This is a genomic window from Thermoplasmata archaeon (assembly GCA_038874435.1).
Lineage (GTDB): Archaea > Thermoplasmatota > Thermoplasmata > Lutacidiplasmatales > SKW197 > SKW197.
The window spans coordinates 121355-140834 of the sequence record JAVZCK010000001.1 but is presented as its reverse complement, the minus strand read 5'-3'; the positions used below and the strand labels follow the sequence as shown (position 1 = coordinate 140834).

Here is a 19480-nt window from a genome sequence, read left to right as displayed (position 1 = left end):
GGCCTTCATACACAGATTATCGCTTCACAGAATAACCATGTACTCTCAGAGGTGCTGATGTATAGAGAGATTGGGTATATGCCAGAGGATGCGTAGGTATGGTTTACTGTAACACCATTACCAGAATGTCCATCACCAAAATTCCAGATGAATTCTGCATCGGGGGGAAGTTCAAAATAGAGTGCTACATGAGAGGCATCGAATGTTCTTGTTCTACTGTCTTCTGTAAGTTCAGCAATTTTCTGGGTTAAGTCAATCTCCTTAATCTGGCTCATTCCTTCATTTGTATTAAAGTTTAGATTGATGCTTTGCTCCTTTCCCTCATGTTCTATTCTCAGCTTTACTGGGTTGGCACCATTATGCACTGCAGAGTAGTAGAGAATTGCTTTAGAGAAAGAGAATGAATGAGCATAGAGAGGAAGTGTGAGTGTTTGGGGATTTCCTGCCTCTCGAGTGATTTTGCCTGTAGCATTCAGCAAATTGTCTTCCATTAAAAATACTGAGACACTATTACCTTTCCTTCCCATTATCTCAAGGGTAAAATTGAGTTGTTGATAGATGTCAATAAGGGCAGTCTGGGTATATCCTTCAAAGTAAAAGAAATAGTCTTTTTTCATTCCAGGTTCTACATCATTGTTAGAGGGTTGAAATACAAGTATGAGAGAGTCCATGAATCTTAGTTTAACATAGTTGCTATCAGAGTTCAGCAATGCAGAAGTTACCTCTTGTGGTGCAAATGCTACTATGGGAGGAGATTCATCAATGAGAACTGGCACATCCTCTGTAGTATCAATTCCCACGAAATCTAAGGCATCATAACCAGTCCACACGAGTTTTATCTTATAATCTCCCTGTGCATCAGGCAATAAACCAGATAGGTCAACTATATTCTCATACCAGTTCCAGCGAAAGGGAATTATTCCTACCTGTTTCCATCCCTCTGGTGTTAGCGTTTCCACGGCGATAGACATTTTCGAGCCACCTGCAGTTATATGTGGTGGAGGGGGTTGGCTTGGTGTATAGAGAGAACTTCGTGTAATTAGTTTGAGATCAGGGGCATTAGCTAAATTGGTAAAGTTGAGAATTTGAGAAGAGCCAGGTGTCCCATAAAAAGCATCTCCATCTTTTGCGGAAAGTTGTGTGGTATAATTTTCCCCTGTGTCTGTTAATGCTGAAATCGGGGGTATAGGCTGTGAATATGTGTGGAATCTCCCATTCTGGTCTACCAATACATCCACATTTTCTGGATGCACCACCGTGATTTTTTTCACAGTATCTAGATAGGTTATTGTCCTGTCTTTCTCCTGAAGTGTGATGTAGTCACCAGGGATACCATCGTATTTGTACCAATCCCTTACATTTAATGTGGTTCTTGGAACCATATCAGATTGGGGTAGAATGTTATTTTGCTCATCAATCCATGTACAGCCTCCTCCTCCGCCACCACCGCCGCCACCCTCAGACGGAGGTGGGGGTAGTTGTGAGCCACAATAAAGGGTAATGTATAATGGAGCTGTTTCAAACTCTCGATAACCTTTAAAATTAAAATTACCACCATAGAAGTATATAAATTGTGCATGTGCCTTGATTTTTATTCGAAAATATGTGCTGCCAGTAGTTGGAACAGTAGAAGGAAATCTCCAGTGTACTCCATTAAAGGCGAAAGCATCTTTTGCAATTTCGGTAGTGGAGCTGAATTTATCACAACACCACTTAAATGATGCACCGTCACCCCATAAACCAAAGTCTGTAGGAACTTCAGATTGAGCATATTGGGGTGCATACTTTAGGCGTTCGCAGATGTACTTTAATAGACCCCCAGCAGGTGTGTATGTATAGCAATCATTTACTAAATTAAATACCACTACAGTTGCATTCATTGCATCAGTTGTACTCGGAACGGTGCTTGAATAAGGAGTAGAGACATTGTAACCCATCCTATTACTCCATTCTTTTTGCCATACAATGCAAGAGTACTGTTTCGTAGCATCGTTCATAGGCTCAATTGTAAACCAAATAGAAGAAATTGCATTTGCACCTTTCGTGCATGGAGAAGTCCAGTACAAATCCGAGTATGCTGCCCCTATTTCCAACCTGAAAGCCACACCTCCACCTGGATACTGCACGGAATAACTTGTGGCATTTATACCCATCTTTAATACAACAGCACCTTGTGAGCCTTCATAACTAATTGGAGTTTCATACGAAGTAGTACTGAGCAGGAGCGAATTTCCGAAACTACCAACCAGATTTCCAAACCTCCAGAGAATCTCATTCTCTCTTATCTCTCCCTGTACGGTACCGCTGCTCCCAATGAAAAATCCTATGCTTCCTAACACAATAATGAGAACGAGGCATGTTGAACACAAATACCTTCTTTTCATCTGAAAACCTCCCTTCATTGAGTTTCCAAGGAGCAACAAGTGAAAGAAATATATATATATCGGTTACATACCTCTTTACCATGAGAGGGACCTATAGGTGCATTCTATTCTGGATTTGCGTCTGGCTAATAATTGGTTGTCTTCCTTGGATTATTGAAATTAGCCCGTCAGAGAAAATCGTATGTGAAAATGAAGATTTTATGGGGCCGAGGCTCACAGAGGCAGAAAACAACACAAGTCTTTCTGTCCAGTTCATAAACCCAGAGGATGGAGCACATCTAAGAGGAAAATGCGAGGTAAAAATCTCTGTAAATTCTAGTAGTGAGATTACGCGTGTAGAATGGTACTTAGATGGGAATATTCTGAATGTTTTTTACAATAACACCACAGAGTGGGTGTGGGATACTACAACCATTCGCGAATGCAGCCATACACTCAGGGTGAGAATTGGAAACGCTAATAATGAGCAGAGTTCTGCAGAAATCAATGTTTGGGTTGACAACACGGCACCGTTCGTCCAAATCCAGTATATATCTTTCGGAGAGTATTATAATGGATCAAAAAGGGAGACCAAAGTTGTAAGAATGGAGATATCTGTGGTAATGGTAGACAATATTGATGTTTTGCCAGGTGTATATCTGTTAATTGATGGGAATGAAAAAATAGGGCCTCCTTTGGACATATCACGAATCTGGGGCGGTTACGGCAAAATAACAATCTACATAACCACTCCAGATGGAGTTCACAATTTTACTCTTGTGTGCTATGATTTGGCAGGAAACACTAACTCCTCAACTTACGAAGCATTTATTAACAGAAACGAGATTTACATGGAACCGCAAAAAGATTATTCTCCATACTACCTTCCACTCTCAATCATTACAAATTTTATTCTCGTGCTCGTTTTAATCTGGCTGATAGTTAAACACAGAAAGACAAAAGAAATGCTGGAAATCGAGCATGCGATTCACAATAAAGAAAAAAGAAATTAGAGTGTATCACTGAGTTAAATTTCTGGATAATGCACATTTATATATTAATAAACTATTTTTTCCTTCATGTGCAGGAATCTGTTGCTTGTTTTTCTGATACTCTGCGCAATTCTCCAGTTCAGTGCCCACCAAATCGCAGGTGAGCCGAGCAAAGTAAAGACACCAAATCTTTCTGTGACCATTCTGAGCCCAGAAGCCCATAGCATTCTCTCAAAGAATGTGACAATCAGGATAGAGGTGAACACCACATCTGAAATCACGAGAATTGTATTGTATGTAGATGCCAGTATCAAAGTGCTCATTGATGGGAAAGAATATGACTCTATTTTGGTGAGCTTATGGTGCTAATCAATTGGTAAGAAAATAGAGAGTGGGAAATAGAAAAAAATTATTTCCTTAGCCTTTCCAGAATTAACGGCAGAATTTCTCCCGCCTTCTCCCGAAAAACAGCATCTGCAAGCTGGCTCAATGGAGTTGGCTCCGGGTTTATCTCAATCAAAAATCCACCGTTTCGCTTTGCTTCCAGTGGAAGATAGGCAGCAGGATAGACCACTGCTGATGTCCCGATGCTCAGAAACACCTCTGCATTTTCAGCTGCCTCAAACGCCTTCCTCAAAATGACTTCATCCAGCGGTTCTTCAAACAGCACCACATCGGGACGCAGCACAGCACCGCACTGGCAGAAAGGCGGAATTGAGGGCAATGGTTCATAGGTTTCCATTCTCCATCCATCCCTTGGACAGTAAATTGTGAACGCATTTCCATGCAACTCAAGCACATTTTTGCTTCCAGCCCTCTGATGCAACCTGTCTATGTTCTGGGTAATCAATGTAAATTCCCCAACAATCTTTTCAAGTTCTCCAAGGGCTTTATGGCCAGCATTCGGCTCTGCCTTCAACATTTCCTTTCTCCTGCCCTCAAACCATTCCCAGAAGTATGCAGGGTCTGAATAAAATCCTCGTGGTGTTGCAAGCTTTTCCACATCGTATTTTTCCCAGAGCCCGCCCTTCCCTCTGAATGTGGCAATACCACTCTCCGCAGAAATTCCTGCACCTGTGAGCACTGCAACCCTTTTTGCCTTCCTGAGTTTCTCTACAACAACATCAAGCATCTCTCACCGCCCCATTACAGTCACATACACTTTTCTCGTTCTTCCATGCGTGTCCAGCTCAACAAGCACAATTTGCTGCCATGTTCCCAGCACAAGCCTCCCATTTTCAAAAGGAACAGTAATGCTTGGACCGATTATGGTAGCCCGCACATGCGAACGGCCATTGTCGTCGTGCCAGCGAAGATGATGAAGATATTCCGCATCTTTTGGAGCAATCCGCTCTAAAGCAGTTTCAAGGTCTCGAGCAAGTCCTTCTTCGTATTCTATCGTGCTTATTGCAGCAGTTGAGCCCTGCACAAAAACATTCACAATGCCTGATGTCAAGCCGGAGGCAGAAACACATTTCTCAACCTGCCTCGTTATGTCAACAACATCCATCTCGCACCTTGTATTTACATTGAAATTTTCCAGATGCACCTCGCTCATCTTTCTCACCACTCTATCTTCACTCTTTTCCCATCTACAATTTTCACCCTGCCTTCTGCAATGAGTTTTACTGCAAGGGGCAGGATTTCATGTTCTTTCTCCAGCACTCTTGCAGCCAGGGTCTCTGGCGTGTCATCTTCCAGCACCTCCACGCACTTCTGGAGTATAATCGGACCACCGTCAATGTCCTCAGTCACAAAATGCACAGTGCAGCCCGAAACCTTCATTCCGCTTGCTAGCACCGCCTCGTGCACCTTTATTCCATAATAGCCCTTTCCACCAAACAAAGGAAGTAGAGCTGGATGAATATTTATGATTCTGTTTCTCCAACGCTCGATAAAGAATTTTGTGAGGGTTCGCATGTAGCCAGCAAGGACAACAAGCTCCACGCCATGCTTTTCAAGCACTGCAGTAATCTCTCGTTCATGCTCCTCTCTTTTCCTGCCCTTGTGCGGAATTACATAGGCAGGAATCCCGTTCTGCCTTGCCCGCTCTATCGCATATGCCTCTGGATTGTTTGAAACAAGCACCACAATTTCTGCATCAAAGTATTTCCGTTTCCATGCATCAATCAAGCTCTGAAAATCTGTTCCTCTGCCTGACGCAAGAACTCCCAGTTTGAGCATAAAGGAAAAATAGGGCTAACATATTTAGGGTTTTTGATTTTGATGAACCAGATATTTGAGGATTGCACGCTGAGGATTCCGTTCAAGAAAATTCTGCCGAGAAAGCCATGGAATTACCCATTTGCCCCTGACATCGAAACGTTTTTTCAAGCAGGGAACTACACAGGATATGAGACAATCTTTGCAGATGCAAACCTGCTTACCCAAGTGACTGCCTACAAATTTGTTCATGGGAATCGGAGGCTGGTGGAACAGCTTACCAACGAACTGAAAACCTACATTGCACTATGGAAGGAGTGCATAAAGCACCACGAGCAGAGAGAGGGAACCACCTGCTACAATCCTTCCTTCAGAACAATGCTGCATTCTGGCATTGACGAAATCGAGGAGATGCTGAAGACAAAAATCCCGGGACTCATGGAACGATTGGATGATTTTGAGAGGGCAGTTGAATTTGTGGAAACCTGGAATGAAATGCAGCATACAATGATGGTCACATACTATTCCAATCTCATTGCCTTTCCCAACTTCCTAAAACAGGAAAAATGCCTCTGGGATGATAATCTTACCTGCGCTATGTGCACTCTGAATGATAGAAAAATTCTGAATCCTACACCCAACTTTCTGTTTCTGAGCGGTTTTTTCACTCCAGATGATTTCCTGCTTCCATCTAGGTTACGCATCACTCAGGGTGTTTATGTCCATGAGAAAGCAGGAGAGCAAGAGATTGTGCACGAGCATGTGCATGGCTATATGCATCAATGCAGGCGAGCAGCAGAGCAGATATTATGCGACTATCTAGATGAAGGGTTTGCAGAGTGGTGTGCAATCTCTTTGAAAAAGCCAGAGAAGATACCAAAAGGGATTTTCAGGGAAAAATACGATTTTTGGATTGTACTCAATTCATTGCCGAAAACGATTAACCTCAAATTATTTGAGCATTACATGTCCGCAAGCATGTCTGTAAACTGGACGGCATTTGTAAAAGTGGCAACAGAATGCATAGTCCTCCATAGGGAACTGCATCGAAACAGGAAACACTGGAACCCTGAGGAAAAACTAGAACCGGAAGCGATAAAAAAATTGACTGAAATTTTGAAATTATAAGGACAGAATTTGGAAAAAATATGTAAAAAAATTTTAGTGAATCACAAAACTTGCTTCCAGTGCTGCCAGATCTCCATTGAACACATCCAAATCCACATTTCCAGAGATGCCTGGAACGCTGCCCCTGTCGCTGTACTGCCAGAAGTACCATGTGCTCCACACTCCTGTGCTTGGAGATGTGTTAGGATTGTATGTCCAGTGGGCAATCCATAGTGGCCAGACAGTTACTGAGGAGTCAAGATAATTCCTTGCATAATTTGCGCTCGTGTAAATCACGGGTGTCACACCAGTTCTTGATTTCACACGGTTCATGAATGTGTTAACCCATTGTGAAAGTGCGGTCTTCCCAATCGAATAGCCCTCCTCAAGGTCAAGGGCAGGCACCATGTAGCCAGAGGTGATGTAGGGCATGATTACACTCACGAAGTGGTCTGCCTCTGCAATTGCTGAATTTCTATCAGGATGGGCGTAATGGTATGCACCTATGTAAATCCCAGCGGCCTTTGCATTTCTCATGTTTGTATTGAAGGTGGGGTCTGTATAACTCACGCCTTCTGTTGCTTTTGTGAAAGCAAAGTAATACCCTGCATTCCGAACTGCACCCCAGTTTATTGTCCCCTGCCAGTGCGAAACATCAATTCCATTTAAGCGTCCACCGGGTGGAGGAGGAGGGGGTGGTGGCGGCGGTGGAGGTGGTGGAGGTGGCGGTGGCGATGAACTACCGTTCTCTGTGGTTCCAGCTACAATCCAGTTGTCTGTGCCAATCACTTCAAACTCGATGCGCACAACACCATTATCTATCCCTGCACCCACAGCACCCAGAAGCGAGGCATGAGCATTGAGCGTGCTTTCAGTTCTTGCATCCCCGAGATAATCGTAGTTCTTCCAGTGGTTTATCACCTTCATTGCATTACCTACATTGGTTGGATACGAGGAATACACTGCAGTGGGGATTTCAGTGTTCCCGAGATTGTAGACAATCTGACGGATGTGGTTGATTGTGCTCACCAGATAGCTCTTTATATATTCAGTTGTCCAGCTCTGTCCTGGGAAGTAGCTCACCACATACTCCTGTCTGTAGGTCTTGCCTCCGAGGGTGTATTCAAAGAAAATTCCGAAGCCCTGTCTGCTGGCTAAGTCGTTCACACACTTTGAATAAACATCACCAAGTGAGTACTTCAGGAATACGCACAGGTCCTCCATGTTTGCCTTGAAATACTGCATGTTGTTTGTGAAAGCATTCGCAACATTGGATGGCATTGAGGATGTGCCAATAACTATCGCTCCCACTTTCAGCTGAATTGTCTGATGGAGATAGGGCACATAGATTCCGTTCAGCGTTCCACTCCATTCTGCAATTGTGGGCTTTCCGCTTGGTACCTCAATCTGACTTGTGAATTTTTTGTTGAAATAGGTGTTGTGGGCTGTTAAACTGTATTTTCCAAATGTGCCTGATTTGGGCTCACTTGTGTCGTTGAAATCAAAGTCGGCAGTGGTGTATTTCAACTCGTTCTTCAAATTCGCATAGTCAATTTTTGTAGCAAAGTACTTGCTCTTGTAATCCAGCACTTTAGAACCGCTCTTGAATGTGGCATCAAACCCATAGAACTTGATGTTGTAGGTGCTCACCCTTCCAGCAGAGTAAACTGCACTGAACCGCTGGTCAAGCTGTGAAAGATAGCCAGAATTTGCTGCGTCTCGCAGTAAGATTGAGTTTGTCTTCAGCACATCCGAAATTATCTTTGAAAGATGGACTTCCTGCTCAACCCCTTCATCTAGATAGTTCATTAGCAGAAGGTTCATTCGCATGTCTCTGTCCATTACCCAGTCCGCTGCATCCTTCATCCCTTCGATTAACTCCACAAACGGCTTGCTTATGAACCAGGGGTCGAACGAATCATCCTTGGGTGGGATTCCAAAGTAGCCCCTCGTCATTGGGTAGTCAATGTCATATGCAAGCCATCTAGATTCAAGGTTCCAGCCCGAATAAACCACAACAGGGAAACTCATATCAATGGTAACTGTGTTGTTGTAGATTGTTTGTACATGCGAGGAGCCCTTCAGCAAGGAGTATCTTAGCGCATTCACTGTGATTCTTACACTCCCTGTAATTGTGACATCCCATTGGGTTGTGAAGGGTGCATCACCCATGTTGTGTTCAACATCCTGAGCATCCACATAGTGTACTCCCTTACTCGGAATTGTAATCTGGACATTTATGCCAGAGCCAGGCGAGAGCACAGCTGGTGTCTGCTTCACTCTTAGTTCTTCGTGGAGAATGCTTCCGTTCTGGGCTGCAGTAGTCAGATTGTTCTCCCAGAAATCATAGACCATTCTGTAGTTTGTTTGTTCAAACAGCACAATGTTACTTAAATCAGCATTGTCCCTTATGTGATTGAGTGTGGTCTGCATTATGTTTTCCACCCAGCCCCCTCGGTCAAGTAAGTCCATTACCCTGCACTCGTTTTCTCCAGGTAATCCAATGAAAAGCTTTCCAATTCTTTCCCTGATAAACACATAGTAATTTTCCTGGTAAGCATGGGTGTCTGTCACCTCATCCATGTATTTCTTCATATCTACAGTTATGTCTGTGAGCAACCCGTTTTCCCCAACCGTGTTCTCAACTGCCTGACGAATGTCGTTCATGATGCTATTCCAGATTGCCATATCAGTCCATTCTGCATTCACCTGGGCAAGAATAATCAGCTTTGGAATGTCGCAGCAGGGAGGAACACCCTCCCATGCCTCGTCAACCCAAGCCATCCGCCTCGGGTCAGCATAGCTGATGCAAACTCTCATGAAGGCATCTTTCAGCAAATCATTCTTGAATTTAAACGCACCATTTGGGTTATACCAGTCACTCCTCTGGATTGGTGGCGGGAAGCCCCTGGATGGATAGGGGTCAAAGTCCTTCAGGGCACTCATCACAAGATTCACAACCATTTCATACCAGAGGTCCACTGTTTCCTGGGTTATGGCATAGAGATAACCAGTTCGTGGGTTGGTCTGTTCCCTATGGTAAGCCCCGTATCTCCACCAGTTGTCCCTCACATTGAATGAACTGGCATAGGAAGCCATGTCATTAATCCCTTGCTTAATTGCACCTGTGTTAATTAAATAGTCGGACTGGTTGAGCAGGATTGTGGTTTTGTCGCTTGGATTAACCTGCAGATTAGTATCTTCTAAATTGTGTCGTTTTGAGATGTCATATGCCATATAATCCATGAAGCCCTTGTTATTTCTGTCATCAACGCTGGAGGAGAGTTTTTTCATGGTTCTGTTCAACGCTTCTAGGATGTCATAAAGTGTGTCGTAGTACGGTGTGCTGCTCCTTGCGTGTTTTTTGATTAATGATTCCTTAACAAGGTAATACTGATACAGCATGTTTCCAATTCCACTGAAATCGTCCCAGGTTTCCACCTTGTAGGGCTGAGCATCCAGGTTAGGCGACCCTGACTCTCCAAGAATAAGGTCCCTTGTATCTGGCACACCATACGCATGCACATACCAGGTTCCGCCTGGAAACACAGTGTATTTGCCAGCAACAAGAAGGTCGTGCACGGGGCAGTAGGCATAATACCAGCCAGACATTTCATTGATGTATGCAGAATCCTGGTAGTCGCCAATGCTTTCAGCAATTCCCAGCCACTCTCTGAATTTACCGAGCCAGATTTTGAGCATTGCCTTTGCCCATGTCTCTCCCTTTCCCTTTGCTTCATTCCAGTCACGGAATGGTTCTTTCAAAATCGGGTCTGCAAAATAGTCAGTGCTCGGGTCCCAGAAGATTGTAAGCAATTCAAATGCAAATCTATCTGCGAAAGAATAGATGCTCTGGGCCAAAATCTTGCCTGTGTCTATCTTCGTGTCCTTGATATTTTTATACAACGCCCAGATGTCCGCTGCATCAACTGTGCCATTCTTTACCCAAGAGTCAAATACACTGCTAACGCCTAGCTGGGCTGCAGCATCTCGGTCATAGTCCCTGAAGTATCTGGCAGAGAGCAAGAGCATTGCTACATTCACTGCAATTTTTGCATCGTCTTGTGTAAGCACCTGCTCCTTCGGATAATTGTAGATTCCATAGCCACCACCAGCATAGCCAAGCAGCACTCTGTACTGGGCTATTGTGGTTAAAATGAATTTTGTAAGTCTGCCCAATTCTCCAAAGTCACCAAAAGAAGTCCTTGATAGATAATCGTAGGCGTTTCGCATCATTGGCAGAGCAGAGTATAGATTCTTGTCAAACTCCATTGTTTTCGTGAATATGTAGTTGGCACGCACATCCTTCATCTCAAGCGTCACATTACCTGCTACTCTTGGATACGCTGTTTTCTTTGTCTGGCTCAACATCGTGTTCACTGTCATGTCAATTTCATTGCTGCTGGGAGAGGCATAGAGAAGAAACTCTGGTCTGCTCTGATTTGATATGTCTATTGAATCGTTCACATTGAAAATGTCCATTATAAAGTAAACATGCTGTTCTGTCACATTTATCCAGTAATTGTCCATGCGTTTTGGCTTGTAGTAGGTGTTCACATAACTTGTGAAATTGTCCTGCAGGCGTTTGTTTATCTGGTCCAATGGTGGGTTGTGCTGGTTATTCATGTCCGCAATCACTCGCATCAGAATATAGTAGGCAACGGTCTCAAGTTCTTCACCACATGCCCTTGCCACTGCATTTGTATCTGCCTGGTAATGTTCTATTGCGTGCTCGGAACGCTCTTTGTCTATTTCCGCAATATAAATTGAACTCACTGTGGCTAGAGAAATTATTACCAGTGCTACAAGTGCAAACGGCACTCTTCCACGCTCATTTTTTCTCATTTTTCTTATTTCTTTTTTCATTTTTTCTCACCCCCTTAACGGAGCCAGATTGCAAGTGTCACCTTCATCACATTCGTGGGCTCGTAGGGCATTTTAAAGTATTCTGTTGCAGTGTACTTAATCTGTGGGCTTGCACCATAATCAGAAACCCAGATATTCACATTTTTGTAAGAGGCAGAAAGATTGTAATGATACTCTGGCATCACCACGGTTCTGGCTGTTGCGTTAATCTTCGCTTCTATGCCCTGAACAATGCTGTTCACATCTGCCACGCCCTTATCTCGCAGGTAAAGGTCTTCAAACAGAAGCTCGAGGACACTCTGGTCTTCAAGCAGAATTGTAGCTCCGGAGGCAGTGTATGTGGCTTTATCTATCGTCACTCGCAGAATGTTCTCCAGAGTTTCTGCAACCACTACAATCTTCTCATCGTCCTTGACCGTATTTTCGTAAATTTTTACTGTTGAGAAGCTCAAGATTAAGCCAGCAAGAATAAGCAAAGGAATGAAAAAAACCATGTCGAACAAGCTGCTCTGGCCTTTTCTATTCATCCGTCCCATTTTCTCACCTCCAGATTGTTACTGTCAGCTTGCCCTCGTGTATCTCTTCTTCATTCACAAAAATTGCAATTCCGCTTGAAATCACATAAACTCCATACTGGAGTGAGGCCGTGTTTGGTATGTTCCCTGTCTTCACAGTGCGATTGTACTTCCAGTAATATGGGCTTGTGTCTGTGACGTTTATCTCAAAATCAAAGTCGGGCAGGAAAGCCCTTGTGAGATTGTCCAATGTGTAAGTTGCCACCTTTCTGCAATCAAACAGTCCTTCCATGTTATTGTAAGTGAGGTTCTCCCATGCCCTGATGTCCCGGAGAAACTTGTTGCATTTTGCTTGGTAATCCACCCTTACATAATTTGCTTGGTAATTTGCGTAGGCAACAGTCGCTGCAAGGAAAAACAAGGTGATGGCTGTAATTGCAATTATAACTGTGGGAATTTCCTCATAAAAATCCGCAGCCCCTTTCTTCGAACGATAGAATCCTCTAATCAACCCATTTGAGCGTTTTCGGTGCATAGTCCCCTCTCATTGCAAATCCAATATCTTCATTTGTCTATTTAAATATGCCGTGGTAGTGTGAAGGTAGCTACGCTCTGCTAACGAAGTGGTGGCACAGGAAGGAAGATGCTAAAAGACGCTGATTTTATATTTACAATTTTTTGCACACATAACACGGGGAATGTTTAAATATCTGGGTTCTTTTTTATCCTAGGTGCGATAATGAGCTGTCGTTGTGGTAATTCAAGAAAAAATGATGGAAAAGTGTGTTGCCATTCAAATAATACTAGTCAAAAAAAGATTATCATCAAATGGAAGCGTCTGACTGTTGATGGTAAAACATGCGAAAGGTGTAGTGCTACCGAGATGGAGATTGATAAAGCGTTCTCTGCACTAAGGGATGCCCTTGCCCATCTGGGCATAGAGGTTCTGCTGGAAAAGGAGACATTGACGCTTGAGGCATTCAAACAACATCCACAGTCCTCAAACGAGATTTTGATTGATGATAAACCGCTAGAAAGCTACATAGACGCAAAAGTAGGGCACAGCAAATGCTGTGGGGTCTGTAGTGATGAAGAATGCAGAACCCTAGAAACAGATGCAGAAAGATACGAGATAATTCCTGCAGAGATTATTATCCGTGCGGTCCTTCTGGCTGCTGCCAATAAATTTGATGTAGATAAGCATGACTGTGACTGTAATCTCGATTAGGTTTGCAAATAAACTTAGTACCTCCAAATCTGTAAAAGAATCCACAACAACCTTTTTCTAACCGTGTGCAATTGGTAGTGCGTGCAGAAAGTAAAGGACTACATGGTTACTAACGTGGAATTTGTTTATACAGATAACACTGTCAGAGAAACAATTGAAAAGGTAATTAAGTCCAGACACCACGGTTTTCCTGTAACGGACAGAAACAAAAAGCTTGCGGGCTTTGTGAGTGTGAAAGAATTGCTGAAAAATATTGAGGAGATGGACAAAAAGATTGGAGATGTGATAAGGAAAGGAACTTACACTGCAACGCCAGAAATGGCGATAGATGACGCTGCGAGAATTTTGTTTAGATACTCTCTGAGAGACCTGCCTGTAGTTGATGAAAATGGAACTCTTGTTGGAATAATTTCAAATCTGGATGTGTTACGCTCCCATTTTGACAGAGCAACGCCCACAAAGTTGCAGACGCTGAAAGCAATGCTGGAGAACAGGTACGGCGTGAGCATCTCTGTGGAAAGGACCAGTGTTCCAATAGATTGCCTTGTGCCAACTCAATGGGAGGTTTTCCAGGACGAGCTTGAAGGCAGGAGGTATGAGATTGAGAAAGGGCTAGCAGAACCCCTCCTTGTAATTAAGAAGCCAGGTGTTTTTGTTCTCGTAGACGGACATCATCGTGCCCTTGCCGCAAAAACATTGGGACTTACTCACTTTAAAGCAATCGTGCTTGATTTGCCAGTCAACACAGAACTCGGTCTAGAGAGAACTGCGAAGAGCAAAGGGGTGCACAAACTTGAAGACATAAAAATTATTACAGATGTGCACCACCCCCTGGTAGAAATCACAACCAAGCTCCTCATCAGGGAAAGGGAATGAGAAGGTATAAATAATCGGTGAAACATTGTGTTGCATTGCATGGAGGAGTTACCATGCCCGATTTTACGCTAGAAAAATATGCGGAGCAGGAATCTTCTGATTTGGACGAGTTTAGAAAACAGTTATCCAGAAATAACAGAATCTTCAAACCCAATGGCAGGGAGTTTTTTGAGGAAAAATACCTCCCCAGCAAACTTCATCATAGAAGCAATGAGATAAGGAAGGTGCTCAATGTACTCAGTCCCTGCGTGGATGGAGAAGCACCCAACACACTGATGGTTTATGGACCAAGTGGAACTGGAAAAACTGCGGTAATAAAGCATGTGGGCACCAATCTGGAAAAAATTGGAAAAGAGGATAACAAGCCAATTTCATTTGTTTACATCAACTGCTCTACCATGGACACAGCCTATGCCCTTTTCCAGTATCTCGGAAACTATTTTACCGAGGGAGATAAATCAACGATTCCTAACACGGGCTGGCCGTTCCAGGCAGTTCTGGACAAAGTGAAAGAAAATCTGAACCAGAAGGAACGAGTGGTAATTCTTGCATTAGATGAGATTGATCGGCTTGTGAAGAAGAGTGGAGACGACCCATTGCACACCCTGCTCACTCTCCAGTGTGAATGCAACAATGCAAAAATTGGATTTGTGGGTATTTCCAACGACCTTCGCCTATGTGAGAATTTCGAGCAGCGGGTGAAGAGCCGACTTGCTGGTGTCACACTCACATTTAACCCATACACTGCGGAACAATTGAAAACCATCCTAGAAGACAGGGCAAAACAGGCATTTATTGAGGGAAAGTGGAGAGAGAACGAGATTTCGCTCTGTGCAGCAATTGCTGCAAAAGAATCTGGAGATGCAAGAAGGGCACTTAGAATTCTCCGCACTGCTGCAGAAATATGTGAAGCTGATGGAGCAGAAAGAATTGAAGAAAAGCACATTTACGAGGCAAAAAATTCCATAGAAAAAGATGTTATAAAGGAAACCATTCAGAAATTGAGAGACCATGAGAAAGTTACGCTTTATGCAATATGTTATCTCACGTCTAGAAAAGAATCTGTTACAACTGGCTCCGTCTACGGCACCTATGTAAACATAGCAAAAATTCTGAAAACGACGCCACTATCGCCAAGACGCATCACAGAATTTCTCTCAAACATGGACGAGCTTGGGTTGGTTTCTGCATATGTCCAGTCCAAGGGGCGTGGCGGACGAACAAAGCAGGTAGAACTCAACATTCCCCTCAAGGAAACAATAGAAATCTTAGAAAGTGATCAAGTGATAAAGCCACTAACGCAAAAATTGCATCCAAAGGCATACATAGAAAAAACATTAGATGATGTTAAAGAATGAGAAAAGTTCATTCTACCATTTTAGCCACATTATCTCCCACTTTGGCTCCAATGCTCTCAGCCACTGGCGAACATTTTGCCCTGAGAAGATAGGCAATGGGCTTTATCCGTGTTTCCGAAAGGGCTTCAAAATTCGCCATCCCTTTTGAAATTACGAGTGTGGCAGATTTTAATCTCTCTTCAAGATTCACACCAAAATCATGGATGTTTACGCCAACTGCAAACCCCTTCGTTGTCAAAATCTCATCCACGATTGCTTCTAACTTGAGTTCAAGTGCATCCTCCATTGTGGCATCTGAAAGCACAGGCACCCCTTTCACCACGACACCTAAGTATGCTGGCTCCAACTTCTGGATTTCCTCAAGGAGCAAACGGTCCAGAACAATCTCTCCGCAGTTATCGGTAAAGTAAAGTACTCTTCCGCCTGGAATCCGTGCCTTTATCTTTTGAGTATCGTCAATTCCAAGTCCTTGCGTAACCAAATCCCAGAATTTTGTTCTCAACATTTCCACATCTCTCATCCCTCCTTTTATTCCGAAATCCAGGGTGTTGGCAACAATTGCACACAATGTAAGAAATCTGAATCTATCTGTTTCTTTCTCAGCTCTCTCAATAATTGCTGGAACCATTTCCATAACCACTTTATTCGCATTCTTCTTGAGCTCACAGTATGGGTCCGGACCCACTCTACGGTATGCTGCAGCATGCACCTCAGTTGCCACCTCGCTGGAGACACAGTTCTTCCTCACCCTTCTTCCAAGGATTTCGCAGGCCTCTGCCATCACCTCCAGTCCAATCTCAGGATTCACCAGATTGGTTTCATACAGCACTCTGCCAAGAAGGCAGGGAACACATTCTGCACGCATCTTCATGATACACAGATAGAGGATAACTAAAAAAGGTTTTAGATTGGGTGTTTGTGAATTAGGGAGATAAAAATTTGAGATGCCAATATGGCACCTTCAACTTAATACCTTCTGAAGTTTGAGAAAATTTCTAAAGTAGGCAAATGACTTTATCCATTTCCGCATAGATTTGACTGTATAATTCCCATCCCTTTTTCCATGTCCCTCTTGACTAGTCCCCCACTTAAAAACTTTCTTTAAGTTGAAGGTTTCGCTCGTGAATAGGTCTCTTTTTTACATAAGGTTTCATCAGGCGGGTAGGAAGCGGGAATAGGGCCATCGAGCATGTGAGCCAACTCCACTGGGCTGTGATAGTCCTTCTCATGATACCAATACTGCAGTGTCCCATTCAGGAAGACAAAGAGAAAATAACCAGCATATCGTGAAATGTTATATAAAATGAACAGATCGTATGACCTAATCGTAGTGGCATTGGGGTCTCTATACACTACCTTGTATGGGAGGGAAGAAAATTTGTGTGAGTCATTCATGGCGTCGCATCTTACCACCGAAATGTTTTCAGGTGTACCCACTACATGAAATATGAATATACCAATGTCTTTACTCTTGTCAATATAAGTAAGAAAGAGCACCACACCTACTGGTGGTGGCCAGTCTTCAGGTGGTAGTGTGTTAACATAAAGAATTGAGAAAAGTATAATGCAACAAGTAGAGATTGCAATAATAGCTCCAATTATTTTCTTTCGTCTATCTTGTTTTTCCTTTTTCTTGAACATACTATCCCCACTCCATTAATGGAACTACATTAAATTGATTTTGAAGGATTGGAAGTGCATCATTATATACCTCTTCAAATGTCCTATCTATCCGTGAAACCCCTGCGTCATAGCAATCACTAGAAAATGGCCAGTGATTTACATTATGAACATCTCGTCCCTGGTCCCTAAGAGCAGCATATGGCACATGTTCTGGTCTTCTCACATCTACATTGAGTGTGTCTGCGAGTAATCCATGCCTTCTCATCTCTTCAATAAACCATTCCCAGCAGGATTTTCCTCTCTTGGCCCACTGCATCGTGTTTGGCGGGTTTTGTTGTCCGTAGAGAGTTCTGTAACTTAGGTAGTAGCCATTCCTGCACATTAAGGTATCTCTATTTAAGTCAGCATAACCATTTTTTGCGTACTCCTCGTATAATCCAAACACATAATGTCCCAGTTCATGCACTATCATACAGGAATAAAAGGCATCTCCTATGTCCACATTAACTCCGTTGAATACAAATGTTGTCGGAAGGATTTCCTCCGCTGCAAAAAACATACCTGGCCATGGTTCCCACCAACTTATTCCATCCCAATAACCACCGACTCCTTCTGTTCGTGGCCAGTAACCCTCGCCCAGATGTGCAACCGCAGGATATATTCTCAGATTTACATTGTCCCAGTTGCCTTTATTATTGTAAATCAATTTTGTGTTCTGTAACGGATTTATATCTAATGGATCACTTGCGTCATCCCAATCTGTATCGCTTGTGCTGGGGTTTGATATGGTCTTCCATTTCTCAGTATTTCCAATTACGCCATCACCATTCATATCTGCCCTCACTTCCCATGCTGTTAGTTCCTCTGCATTTGGTAATCTCTCACCATCCACGACTTCTATGCACCTCATCTCTATTCACCACGCTTCATTATATTATTTCACATCCTTAAATGTTTTTCATGAAGGTATAGTACCACAAATATAGGGGATGCTTATAGTCGCTAAAGAGAACAGATACATCTGGACTTCGTACCCTCCATAAATAACCCCAAACTCATTGAGAATGAGAAGATCATCTGTATTTAATCTTCCGTCTTTTTGGGTATCAATCAACGCATGGTTAGAAGGATCGCATTCAATATGACCCGGCCAAAGAGAGATTTTATATCCTCTGTCTCTAATCTCTCCTACACAAGGTGCTGTTGGGTCATAGTATTCTCCATATCTCTTTGGAAAAGGGATACTATCAGGAGATAATGCCTTGGAAGAGGGGCCAATAGTGATACTGCGAATAACGACCCTGAATATCGTAGTGCTTCTATTGTGGTATATCACTTCTAGCTCTCCATCTACCGTATAACCACCTTCCCGATGATAATATAGGGTATATTGCCAGTAGGAATAGAGGACTACACTGATGAGTATAAGGACGGCTAATATTGCGAAAACCTTCAACCACTTTTTTGTCAAGATGGAAATCTCCATACACATCACTCCCAAACTTCTATCTGAATTGCATTGAAGGACAGAAGATCAAAGTTAGGTGGTGAGGTGAAGTAAATTTCTGCAAAATCCCAATCAAAATGTTCTCGAGCAAACTCTGAAAATTGAAGGTTAATATCTATAAAATCAGGAATTATGGGCAACTCACTCAATGAAGAACTCTGCGGGCGATAGTTAGGTTCTCTAGCTGTTTCACTAAAATGCAATATACTTTTGTAATCTTGCATTTGGCGAATAAACCACTCCCAACACGATAGCCCACGAAGTGCCCACTTTGTGAAATTTTCCTCTAACACAACCACGAGAGTGAACTCGTAAATTTTGAAGTCAAGCTTGGAAAGAGTGTAAGTGCCAGTGTAAATCACCTTCTTCTCCCAACTCTGCCCTGCATCCCTGCTTTTTGCAAACCAGAGTGCAGAGCCCTCAGCCCAGACAGCATAGAGCGTGCCGAAGGCATAGCAGAGCTTAGGCGAAATGCTGGCGTTTGCTGTGAGATTATCATATTGCCATGCTTCTCCACTACCTACTGTTTGCGTATTCGTCTGGCTTTCCTGTAGTTTCGGCTTCTCTCCTGTAGCAGATGGAAACTGCACTAGTACCACAAGAATCACCACACATATAATGCAAATGAAACGGTTATTTTGCTCATATTACATTATATTTTTTTTTTTTTTTTTTTTTGTATATAAATCTTTTGTGGTCATGTGCATAAAGTTTGTTTGTAACTTTTTCAACGAATATCTCTCTGTTTCCGAGTGAGGTAGACAATATTTAGCAAAGAATGGAGAGAGAATTCTAGCAATTCTCACAATGAGGGAAATACCCTTTTGCTAGCTCTTTACCCTCTCTAATCTTGTCCTGAAATCGGAACCCTCTAAAACCATT

The 19480-nt window shown here is 43.0% G+C and carries 18 protein-coding genes; 6 read left to right on the top strand and 12 right to left on the bottom strand.

What is annotated here, in order from left to right:
* Positions 1-5: 5 nt before the first annotated feature.
* A complete protein-coding gene (locus QXD64_00625; GenBank protein ID MEM3395821.1) occupies positions 6-2384 on the bottom strand; it encodes a PKD domain-containing protein in 2379 nt (792 codons plus the stop codon).
* Positions 2385-2464: 80 nt separating this feature from the next.
* Here QXD64_00625 and QXD64_00620 point away from each other — a divergent pair, with 80 nt between their 5' ends.
* Entirely contained in the window at positions 2465-3376 is a 912-nt protein-coding gene (locus QXD64_00620; protein ID MEM3395820.1) for an Ig-like domain-containing protein, read from the top strand.
* 66 nt (positions 3377-3442) lie between these two features.
* Positions 3443-3724 (top strand): hypothetical protein, encoded by a 282-nt coding sequence (locus QXD64_00615; GenBank protein ID MEM3395819.1) that lies wholly within the window; start codon positions 3443-3445, stop codon positions 3722-3724.
* A gap of 40 nt (positions 3725-3764) precedes the next feature.
* On the opposite strand, the gene QXD64_00610 is transcribed toward QXD64_00615, so the two are convergent.
* The 3 genes from QXD64_00610 to purN are packed head-to-tail and all read right to left on the bottom strand — an operon-like array spanning position 3765 to position 5539.
* Positions 3765-4487, bottom strand: a complete 723-nt coding sequence (locus QXD64_00610) for an NAD-dependent deacylase (GenBank protein MEM3395818.1) — start codon at positions 4485-4487, stop codon at positions 3765-3767.
* Between the two features lie 3 nt (positions 4488-4490).
* Positions 4491-4913 carry a secondary thiamine-phosphate synthase enzyme YjbQ gene (locus QXD64_00605; GenBank protein MEM3395817.1) on the bottom strand — a complete coding sequence of 141 codons (423 nt, stop codon included), beginning with the start codon at positions 4911-4913 and terminating at the stop codon, positions 4491-4493.
* A gap of 5 nt (positions 4914-4918) precedes the next feature.
* Positions 4919-5539, bottom strand: coding sequence for a phosphoribosylglycinamide formyltransferase (gene purN, locus QXD64_00600; protein ID MEM3395816.1), 621 nt, complete (start codon positions 5537-5539; stop codon positions 4919-4921).
* A gap of 42 nt (positions 5540-5581) precedes the next feature.
* On the opposite strand from purN, the gene QXD64_00595 reads away from it, so the two are divergent.
* A complete protein-coding gene (locus tag QXD64_00595) occupies positions 5582-6646 on the top strand; it encodes a hypothetical protein (protein ID MEM3395815.1) in 1065 nt (354 codons plus the stop codon).
* Between the two features lie 33 nt (positions 6647-6679).
* Here the strand turns inward: QXD64_00595 and QXD64_00590 are convergent, their stop codons facing one another.
* Genes QXD64_00590 through QXD64_00580 form a run of 3 tightly spaced genes read right to left on the bottom strand, consistent with a single transcriptional unit; the run spans position 6680 to position 12541 of the window.
* Positions 6680-11491 carry a glycoside hydrolase family 25 protein gene (locus QXD64_00590; protein ID MEM3395814.1) on the bottom strand — a complete coding sequence of 1604 codons (4812 nt, stop codon included), beginning with the start codon at positions 11489-11491 and terminating at the stop codon, positions 6680-6682.
* 14 nt (positions 11492-11505) lie between these two features.
* Positions 11506-12027: a hypothetical protein gene (locus QXD64_00585; GenBank protein ID MEM3395813.1), complete on the bottom strand. Its 522-nt coding sequence runs from the start codon at positions 12025-12027 to the stop codon at positions 11506-11508.
* A 4-nt stretch (positions 12028-12031) separates the two neighbouring features.
* Complete coding sequence (locus QXD64_00580) at positions 12032-12541, bottom strand: hypothetical protein (protein ID MEM3395812.1); 510 nt, start codon at positions 12539-12541, stop codon at positions 12032-12034.
* 246 nt (positions 12542-12787) lie between these two features.
* Between QXD64_00580 and QXD64_00575 the strand changes: the two genes are divergently transcribed.
* The 3 genes from QXD64_00575 to QXD64_00565 all read left to right on the top strand — a co-directional run bounded on the left by QXD64_00575 (position 12788) and on the right by QXD64_00565 (position 15468).
* Positions 12788-13234, top strand: coding sequence for a DUF2703 domain-containing protein (locus tag QXD64_00575; GenBank protein MEM3395811.1), 447 nt, complete (start codon positions 12788-12790; stop codon positions 13232-13234).
* An 81-nt stretch (positions 13235-13315) separates the two neighbouring features.
* Complete coding sequence (locus QXD64_00570; protein MEM3395810.1) at positions 13316-14110, top strand: CBS domain-containing protein; 795 nt, start codon at positions 13316-13318, stop codon at positions 14108-14110.
* 53 nt (positions 14111-14163) lie between these two features.
* Positions 14164-15468, top strand: coding sequence for an AAA family ATPase (locus tag QXD64_00565; GenBank protein MEM3395809.1), 1305 nt, complete (start codon positions 14164-14166; stop codon positions 15466-15468).
* Between the two features lie 7 nt (positions 15469-15475).
* Here the strand turns inward: QXD64_00565 and QXD64_00560 are convergent, their stop codons facing one another.
* The 5 genes from QXD64_00560 to QXD64_00540 all read right to left on the bottom strand — a co-directional run bounded on the left by QXD64_00560 (position 15476) and on the right by QXD64_00540 (position 19197).
* The gene (locus QXD64_00560; protein MEM3395808.1) at positions 15476-16339 is read right to left on the bottom strand and encodes an ARMT1-like domain-containing protein; all 864 of its coding nucleotides are present in this window, start codon (positions 16337-16339) and stop codon (positions 15476-15478) included.
* A 230-nt stretch (positions 16340-16569) separates the two neighbouring features.
* Complete coding sequence (locus QXD64_00555) at positions 16570-17109, bottom strand: hypothetical protein (GenBank protein ID MEM3395807.1); 540 nt, start codon at positions 17107-17109, stop codon at positions 16570-16572.
* A gap of 1 nt (position 17110) precedes the next feature.
* Positions 17111-18001 (bottom strand): hypothetical protein, encoded by an 891-nt coding sequence (locus QXD64_00550; protein ID MEM3395806.1) that lies wholly within the window; start codon positions 17999-18001, stop codon positions 17111-17113.
* Positions 18002-18049: 48 nt separating this feature from the next.
* A complete protein-coding gene (locus QXD64_00545; protein MEM3395805.1) occupies positions 18050-18577 on the bottom strand; it encodes a hypothetical protein in 528 nt (175 codons plus the stop codon).
* A gap of 5 nt (positions 18578-18582) precedes the next feature.
* The gene (locus QXD64_00540; protein ID MEM3395804.1) at positions 18583-19197 is read right to left on the bottom strand and encodes a hypothetical protein; all 615 of its coding nucleotides are present in this window, start codon (positions 19195-19197) and stop codon (positions 18583-18585) included.
* Between the last annotated feature and the right edge of the window lie 283 nt (positions 19198-19480).